The organism is Psychrobacter sp. TB20-MNA-CIBAN-0197, from assembly GCF_040309765.1.
In the GTDB taxonomy this organism is placed as follows: Bacteria; Pseudomonadota; Gammaproteobacteria; order Pseudomonadales; family Moraxellaceae; genus Psychrobacter; species Psychrobacter submarinus.
On record NZ_JBEOPC010001154.1, the window covers coordinates 1 to 247 of the forward strand.

Consider the following 247-nt stretch of genomic DNA (forward strand, 5'->3'; position numbering starts at 1 on the left):
GCATTATGGTTGAATAGTCATGTGCTGATTCCTAAGCAAGCCAATCAACCAAGCGTTGATAACGCGAGTGATGACTCTGAGCAAACAAATAGCTTATGGCAAGCGCTTGAGCATGACTTAACGGATTTGTTCACTTATCAGAATGCGCAAAACGAACAGATTAATAAACAGGACAATTTTTCAATAGAAAATGGTCATAGCCTGTGGCTATCTGCTAAGCAAAGTGATGTAAACGCAAAGCCAATTG

The 247-nt window shown here is 40.1% G+C and carries 1 protein-coding gene; it reads left to right on the forward strand.

Annotated features, from left to right (window positions below; all coding sequences use genetic code 11):
• Positions 1-247 (forward strand): hypothetical protein (locus AAEY83_RS17545; RefSeq protein WP_351061233.1); only part of this gene is annotated, 247 nt, incomplete at both ends.